Source organism: Salinivibrio costicola subsp. alcaliphilus (assembly GCF_001996185.1).
Classification (GTDB): domain Bacteria; phylum Pseudomonadota; class Gammaproteobacteria; order Enterobacterales; family Vibrionaceae; genus Salinivibrio; species Salinivibrio costicola.
The window spans coordinates 1-7,845 of the sequence record NZ_MUFR01000066.1 but is presented as its reverse complement, the minus strand read 5'-3'; the positions used below and the strand labels follow the sequence as shown (position 1 = coordinate 7,845).

Below are 7,845 nucleotides of genomic sequence, written 5' to 3'. Positions count from 1 at the left end.
ACCTTGCTGATGCGAATGCGCCAACGTCATACAAGTCAGTGGCGCGACAATGGCGCGCATCATACCACTTAACGGTATCGATGAGAAAAGCTGGGGTGTTCTGGATTATCGATGACAACGCGCGGTATCGAAATAGCCACTCTCACCTAATAGACTACGTGCGCAATTTAGATCCTAGTCTAGTTATTCGACATGTTTATGCGTTTAGTGTTTACCTACTGCTATTAAGGAGACATCATAAAAATAGTTAAACCTGCAGATAGTCTCGGCGGAATGAAAGCCGGCAAGTCGTTGAATAAGGGAGTGAAATGGTCGCACCTAAAAGTCTCATTTTTCAGTTACATCAACATTGGGAGGTTGTTGAGCAGCTAACGCGGCTTTCGCGAGAGTTTCCAGCGTTTGAGCTGAGAGTACTTGAGCAGGTGATCAATCAATTCAAAAATAAGCAAACAGACAGTAATACTGTGCTCACAAGCCTTGTTAATGCAGATATATTGCAACTTATCAACCGAAGTAGTGACTATCAGCTAAATACATTAGTTGTGGATTTTGTGAGAGGCTTGACGCAAGAGCATGAGCTTGGCCTATCAGCAGTACTTAGAGCACGAGTCGACGCGATTAAAGACGCCACCAGTCAGGTGTTAGCAGGGCTAGATGGGTCGGACAATGATTTGCTGCGTACCGGCGCGAACAGACTCTCAGAGCTTGTCAGAAAGATCACCCAACAGCTAATTCAAGACAAACAAGCAATTTTTGAAATAGCAGAATTAGCGAAATCGGCGGATACCAGTATGCCAATAGAACGTCGTTACCGTGAAGTCCTAGAAGTGTACGATCAATACGTTGAGCCGATGAACGAAATGATGGACAGCGGCCTTGGTGGTAGCTTCTACCCATTATTAGAAAAAGCAGAAGAAGCACTGGATGATGCGGTCGATCGACTCTCGATACGTGGCGCTTTGTATCAACAAAGGCTGGCGATGCGCCAGATAGCTTATCAAGTGAAAGAGCTTCGTTATCAAGGACGCGTCATTGCTCAACAATGTGCTGATACTTTGCTGCCATTACGTGAGGAAGCAAGACAGCATAACCAGCTTTCAGCGGTGATTAGTAAGCAGCTCAGTCAAGTTCGTAAAAAGGGATTAGCGCGAGGGCTCAACGCCAAGGGGCTACCTTTGTGGACAAGTAGCCGTGTCACCAAAATTCAATTGGGCAATGAGGTGCGCGAATTAATGGCTGAATTCATGAATTTTGAGCCTATTGCTGTTGTTTTCCCTGATGAAGGAGATGGACCGACGAGTTCAACGGTCAGCTGGGTGGATGAAGCGCGGTTGAGAGAAAAGCTGAGCGATTCGTTGCCGGTTGACAATCTTATGATATGGCTGAGGGAACACTATCCGCATTTACCGGACGCAGCGTTATTAAGACTTTACCATGAACTTGTGCAAGAGCCTCAATGGGAAAGCACGTTAGGGCCACACTCGAATACTACAGCGTTAAACACCGTCGCCGTTACTTATTACCCCCATAAAATCAGGGCATTAACTGATCCAACTCCTGCAAAGGGTATAGATCATGCAAAATAGAAAAATCGATTTAAATGAACTGGCACATTTGACCGAGTTATTTCACCTTTTTAGCTCTGGACGACACCTTAACCGCTCGGCGGATGCCGCGCTATGGCATGAGCTTGAGCTGCAAGCAGAACAGTATCAGTATCTATTTGCAAACCTAGGTTTTGATTTGCGGATTGATGGACGCGGCTTTGCTTGGTTTCATGATGAAGAAGGTAATCAGAACATCAATAAACAATCGCGTCATTTAGCGTTATTGCTAATGGTGCTATTTGATCATCAAGCGGATAGCGGTCGCTCCCTTGGCCAGTTTTACCAATGGACAATTGATAACACCTTACTCGATGACATTTACGGAAAGCATCAAGGACTTTTGGATGCAGAACAGTTAGACCGAGATGCACTCGCAAAGATACTCGACAACGCTGTGCGAAAAGGTTTTGCCGTTCAAGAGAACAATCACTGGCGTTTGTTGCCGTCGGTATATCGCTACCTTGATCACTTCCAAGCAATTACAGAGCACGCATCTGAGAGTGATATAGCGGCTACGGCTTATGAGGAAGATGAATCATGTTAAGTTATGGCTTTCAACGTGTAGCGTTAATCGGCAGTGCGGGATACCAGCGCGCTGAACTTCCTCTCGATGATTCTGTATCATTAATCGCACCCAATAACCATGGCAAAACAAGCCTTATCAATGCGCTTCAATTTCTACTTATCATCGATCAGAGAAAAATGGATTTTGGCTCGCACACGCGAGATCAAACGCGTCGCTTTTACTTCCCAAATAACAGCGCCTATATCTTACTAGAAGTAATTCTACCGCAAACGGGCACAGTAGTGTTTGGGTGTGTCGGTAAAGGGGTGGGCCATGACTATGAGTACTTTGCCTACAAGGGAGAGTTGAATTTAGACGATTATCGTTTAGATGGTGGTAATATCGTCAGCCAACCAAAGCTTGTCAGTCACTTAGCAAAAAAGAAATATAGCGTCCATCGATATAACGAGAGGGACTTCCGTCACTTGATTTATGGCGGTGCAAAAAGCAAGAAGACGAGCGATATTGACTTTACCGTATTTAAGCTTGAGCATATTAGCGATGCCCGTTCCTTCCAGCAGGTACTCACCAAGACGCTGCGACTCGACAAACTAAATTCTAGTGATGTGAAAGAATATTTGTTAACGATATTTAGTCGAGAGCTACCCAACGCCAGTATTGATTTTAAGCAGGAATGGGAAAAAGCGTTTCAAGACATTAACTTAGAGCGCGAGCAGTACCTAGCCGCTTTCAATAATCAAAAGATGATTTACCAACTCGAGCAAAAGTTTGAGCGTACCTTATCTTTACGAGGAAAGATTGCCGTATGCCAACCGAAAGTGGATGCGTTGCTAAAAGACTGGCATGGTCACGTTCAAACAACGCGGGAACAGCTAGTTAAGCAAAAGGCTAAGCTTGAACAAACCTCACGTGAACTTCGAGAGCAAGATATCGCTCAAGCAGGGAAACGCCAAGACTTAGTCAATGAGCTGGCAAAGCTAGATCGTACGGAGAAGCAACATCAAGAGCTGGAAGCGCGTTTTGCCCTGATTCCGGATCAAGGATTCCTAGAGAGCCAGTTACGATCCGCCGAGAAAGAGTATGAAGCGCAGGCCACATTATGTGTTCAGTCCCAGCGCTCCTCTTCCGAGATGCTTAGCAAACAATTGCAAGAAAAAGAACAGCAGCGCCAGCGGTTGCAGTATCAACAGCGAACCCTAAATGACAATTTATACCTTCACCTTTCTAAGACGCTCAATACACACGAGTTAGATAATCTAAACAAAGTGCTCAGCCAACAAGTTCTGCAACTGCCATCCTCGCAGTACTCGCTTAATGCTGAGCAGTTGCGAAGCGTTTTTAATCGCGAGTCCTCACAGCAATGCTTGCTCCCCGGCTTAACATTGTCGCTTCATGAGCTATTGCCTCAGCATGTGCAAAAAACAGAGTCAGAGGTTTTGGAGGAAATTGGTAGCGTTAATGAGCAAATAAACGAGCTCAAAGAATTACTTCAAGCGAGTAGAGAGCAAGAGGCGGCTGAGAGGAAAAAGGCCGAATTAAATAGTGCCGTTAGGCAGTGTGAACAAGAGCTAAAAGACTTCCAACAGTTACAAGAGTTAACACACAATCAAGCACAGCGAATCGAGCAAAGACAGGCTGTTGAGAAACAGCGAGTAGCGATTAACGATGCGCTTAACAACTCAGGAGAAAAGCAAGCCGATCTTTCAAGGCAATTAAGTGAGGTAGCGGATAAGCTTAATAAGCTGGCTTCAGACGAGAGCAGTGTTGAAAAACTAAAAAAACAAAGAATAGATGACCAAGCGCTATTTAGCGGACTTTCTGACCAGCCACATTCGCCCTGGATAGCGGGGGATGATTGGTCTTTGGCGTCACTTCCGGATCGTCTTCAGGACTACATTGAAGATTGCAAAGCCCTTGATCAGCTATCAAAAGAATTGCGCCAAATGAAAAATGAATTGGGTCAAAAAGGGCTGACGAAGTTTCAGATGGCGCAAACACAAGATGAAGAATTAGAGGGTATTATTCAATTCAATCATTGTTTGGACGATGAGAAAAAAGCACTGGAAAGGCGGGCCCGATCGGCCGTCGTCAACGTCACTGCCAGTTTAAGAGAGCTGCGCAGTGGTTTATATGCATTGCAAAGTAAGATGAAGGAATTCAACCGCCTGATCAGCCAAAGGCAGCTGTCAGATCTTAAAATTTTCAAAATTGAGCCAGTCGAACAAAGTCTGCTTGTTGATGCGATGAATGTGCTGATCCAACAAGCAGAGCAAACTGAAAGTGGTCAAAGTTTTGAGCTATTTGATCAGGGCAGTATCCTCGATGATGCTGATTTAGAGCGCGCGAAGAGCCTGCTGATTGATGAGGGCAATGCTCGCCAAGGTTTAAGAGTAGCAGACTTATTCCGGCTTGAATTTGTCGTTGCCAAGCACGGCCAGCCGCAAGAGTCATTTGAAGAAATTGATAGTGCCGCCTCTAACGGAACCGTATTGATGGCGAAGCTTGTGACGGGTCTGGCGATGTTGTACCTCATGCAAGATAAACGCCACCAAATGAAAGCAGTCTGTTATTTGGATGAAGCGTCAGCTTTGGATACCCAGAACCAAACGAGCTTGATAGAGATTGCGGATCAATTCGGTTTTGCCTTGATATTTGCCTCTCCAGCCCCCTTAACCACCGCGCGTTATTGTGTGCCAATTCACCAAGCCAATGGCAAAAATCATATTAGTCGAAATAGCTGGCAGATTTTCGAACCACTAGAGAGTCAAGAGCTGCCCCAATCATATGCAGAGCCATCGCTATGAGCCAGGCGTTGGTGAAAGCACTCTCGCGACTCGTTGAGGTTTACCCTGATTCCGTTGCCGGAAGTACAATGACACCGTCTCAAAAGAAGCAGCTTGAAGCGTTCAATCACAAAACGCGGTGTGTGCAAATTACGCCTAAAGGCCGTGGTGTTGTTTATCGAATTCAAGATATGGATGTAGCCACCGTTGAACTTGAACGGTTGGCCCCCGACCAACGTGTATCTTCCAGTGTACCGCAACGATCGGCAAACATAGCCTCGACACGCAGCAGCAAACAAGGATACGCAGGTCACGATGTCACGTACGCTCTGGCTAAAACGGTTGCGAACCCTTTGTGGGACGTTTCCGGCGTGCCAACCGAGCACTTAAATGCAGCCACAGAAGCGTTTGGTGTCTTGTCGCTTGAGGTGGGCGGAGAGCGAAATAGACATCTTCACACAGAACATTCCATTTGGCTGGTGGAGAATCAAGCGCTATTTGACAGACTAGATTGGTTGCCTAATAACGAACCTACTACCGTTATTTGGTACCGCGGGCAGCTACACAACAAACTAATTGATTGGTTATCGGTGCCTGAAAGGGCACCGATAGTCTACTTTTTTGCTGACTATGATGGAGTAGGGCTGAATAACTACCGCCGCCTCAAAGAGAAGCTTACAGAAAGAGCAGAGTTTTGGATGATGCCGAATTGGAAGGCGTTTTTGTTGCGTTATGGACAAAACCAGCTTTGGGTTGACACCGCCCGGGATTTTGCCTCTTTCGAGCGCAATAGCCAAAAGCTTTTAGCACAGTCATCAGAGTTACGAGAGTTGGTGACGGAAATGAAGAAGCATGGCTTAGCTTTGGAGCAAGAGGTGATTTGGTTGAATGACTAATATCTGTGATTTCATCTTATATTTACAGGTATACATTAGTGGATTGATGATAATTCAAAATGAATTCTCGTGAATAGTTAAATTAAGAGTGATTAAAAGGGAAGATGGCTTCCCTTATATTGTAATTACATTTCAGATTGTCTGCTTTTACTTAGTCCAACACATGTAGATTACGATATTCGTCATAAGCGTACTGATCGGTCATGCCGCTAATATAGTCTTGGATGAGGCGGACTCGAAAATAAAACTCCCAAACATCGTCATCAAAGTCATAGGGTAAGTACGTAGGGTCAGACGGTTTATTTTTTTCTTGCTCTAACCTTTGCATAGCGATTTCGTATGCTCGAAGGTGCTTGTTCGGTAGTTTTTTGTAGAGTCTTCTCTCGTATAGAGGGGCTTCTTTAATGTTGGTAAAAGTCTCTTTTCTTAATAGTAATAATGGCTTATACGCTTCAAGTAACCCCGTAATGATTCTATATCCTTGTAGCTCACTTTTTTCTACTTCTGGATCGCAGAAAGCATAGTTCATAGCAACATTCTTAAGAGCTTTTACTAATGCATGATTATCACTATGATCTTCAATTAGCGCTCTATTGAAGCTCCCGTGAAATACCTTCTCTATGTTATCTATAAACTGTTTGCATACATGTTGTGGTAGGCGTTTGTTTATTTCCACGCGAAGAGTAATGAAGAAGTGGCTGTTCGCACAGTTATCGGATTTTGAAGCGCTTTCACTGGCGACATCAACGATCTTTTTCATCTCTTCACTGTTTTGCAAATCGTACTCTTTTACAATAGATTGGTATTCGTCGTTTAAAACTTCTTTGAGTTGATCTACTGTGAGAATGCCTTTTTCAACAGCATCCTCAATGTCTGCAATGCCGTAGGAAATATCATCCGCAGCTTCCATTATGTATGAAAATGGAGAGCGGCAATGAGAGTCCATTGACAGCACCGTTTTTAGTGACTCTATGTAGCGGTGTTCACTTAAGTAATAACCCACTTTTTTCATCAAATAGTCATAGTCATGTAATTCCGAGTTGCTCTTTGTTTTAGGCGATGGTTGATCCCCACGGCGAGTATACTTGAACACACCAGATACTTGCGAATAGGTTAGATTGAGCTCGAGTAGAGTGTGAACTAGGCGGATAGCCTGTGCGTTACCTTCGAAATTGGTAAGATCTTGTTGGATTGGCTTTGGTAAGTCGATTGTGGGCTCACCGTTCTTATCCATTACAAGAGATAGTAAATTTCTAGAAAACCAATCGTTTATAGCTTGCTCTCCAAAATGTCCGAAAGGTGGATTGCCAACGTCATGCATTAAACATGACATTTCGACTATCGACTCAAATTGACGTTCTAATCCGGTTATTTCGTATTCTTGCTTAGATTCTTCAGAAAGCTCTTTAAAGATTAATTGAGTGATGTATCGACCAACTTGTTGAACTTCGAGAGAATGAGTGAGACGGCTGCGAACTGCAGCATTACGTTCGAGGGGAAAGACTTGAGTTTTTTGTTGAAGCCTTCTTATTGCAGCTGAGTTGAGGATCCTGCCTCGATCACTTTCGAAGTTTCCTTGTGCTGCAATTTTACTGGGCTCAGTCAGTGGGCGAGGTTTAATGGCTTTTCCGTTGTGATATACCCTTGTCCCTCGAATTTTTTCTTTGAAGTTGATAGCCATAATAGTTCCTCTTTGTTTAACGCGCTGAAGAAACTATACCTAAGATTCTAGTCGGCTCATATTAGATTGGATAAATAATGTGATTAGGGATTTAGTCATTTTGAAGAACATTGACTTGGAGAGGATGACCAAAAAGCTGGTTTTTAGCTGTATTTAGTGAGACGTTCCGACATTTATCTATTGACTTTATTGTTAATATTAACCAAGGGGGGGCTTTTGGCAAGTTATAGGGTTTTAATATGCCTGGTTCGAGAACCACTGGATCTTGTTGTTAACCATGTTTGTACAACCTTGCTGATGCGAATGCGCCAACGTCATACAAGTCAGTGGCGCGACAATGGCGCGCATCATA

The 7,845-nt window shown here is 44.1% G+C and carries 5 protein-coding genes; 4 read left to right on the top strand and 1 reads right to left on the bottom strand.

Annotation, left to right across the window (positions count from 1 at the left end; genetic code table 11):
• Positions 1 to 308: 308 nt before the first annotated feature.
• Genes BZJ21_RS14660 through BZJ21_RS14645 form a run of 4 tightly spaced genes read left to right on the top strand, consistent with a single transcriptional unit; the run spans position 309 to position 5,812 of the window.
• The gene (locus BZJ21_RS14660) at positions 309 to 1,586 is read left to right on the top strand and encodes a hypothetical protein (RefSeq protein ID WP_077670189.1); all 1,278 of its coding nucleotides are present in this window, start codon (positions 309 to 311) and stop codon (positions 1,584 to 1,586) included.
• Entirely contained in the window at positions 1,576 to 2,151 is a 576-nt protein-coding gene (locus tag BZJ21_RS14655; RefSeq protein WP_077670188.1) for a condensin complex protein MksE, read from the top strand. The genes BZJ21_RS14660 and BZJ21_RS14655 overlap by 11 nt, the downstream gene beginning before the upstream one ends.
• Positions 2,145 to 4,937: a coiled-coil domain-containing protein gene (locus tag BZJ21_RS14650; RefSeq protein ID WP_077670187.1), complete on the top strand. Its 2,793-nt coding sequence runs from the start codon at positions 2,145 to 2,147 to the stop codon at positions 4,935 to 4,937. Before BZJ21_RS14655 ends, BZJ21_RS14650 begins: the two co-directional genes overlap by 7 nt.
• Positions 4,938 to 4,948: 11 nt before the next feature.
• Entirely contained in the window at positions 4,949 to 5,812 is an 864-nt protein-coding gene (locus BZJ21_RS14645; protein ID WP_236719580.1) for a DUF7281 domain-containing protein, read from the top strand.
• Between the two features lie 151 nt (positions 5,813 to 5,963).
• Here the strand turns inward: BZJ21_RS14645 and dgt are convergent, their stop codons facing one another.
• A complete protein-coding gene (dgt, locus tag BZJ21_RS14640; protein WP_077670185.1) occupies positions 5,964 to 7,493 on the bottom strand; it encodes a dGTPase in 1,530 nt (509 codons plus the stop codon).
• Between the last annotated feature and the right edge of the window lie 352 nt (positions 7,494 to 7,845).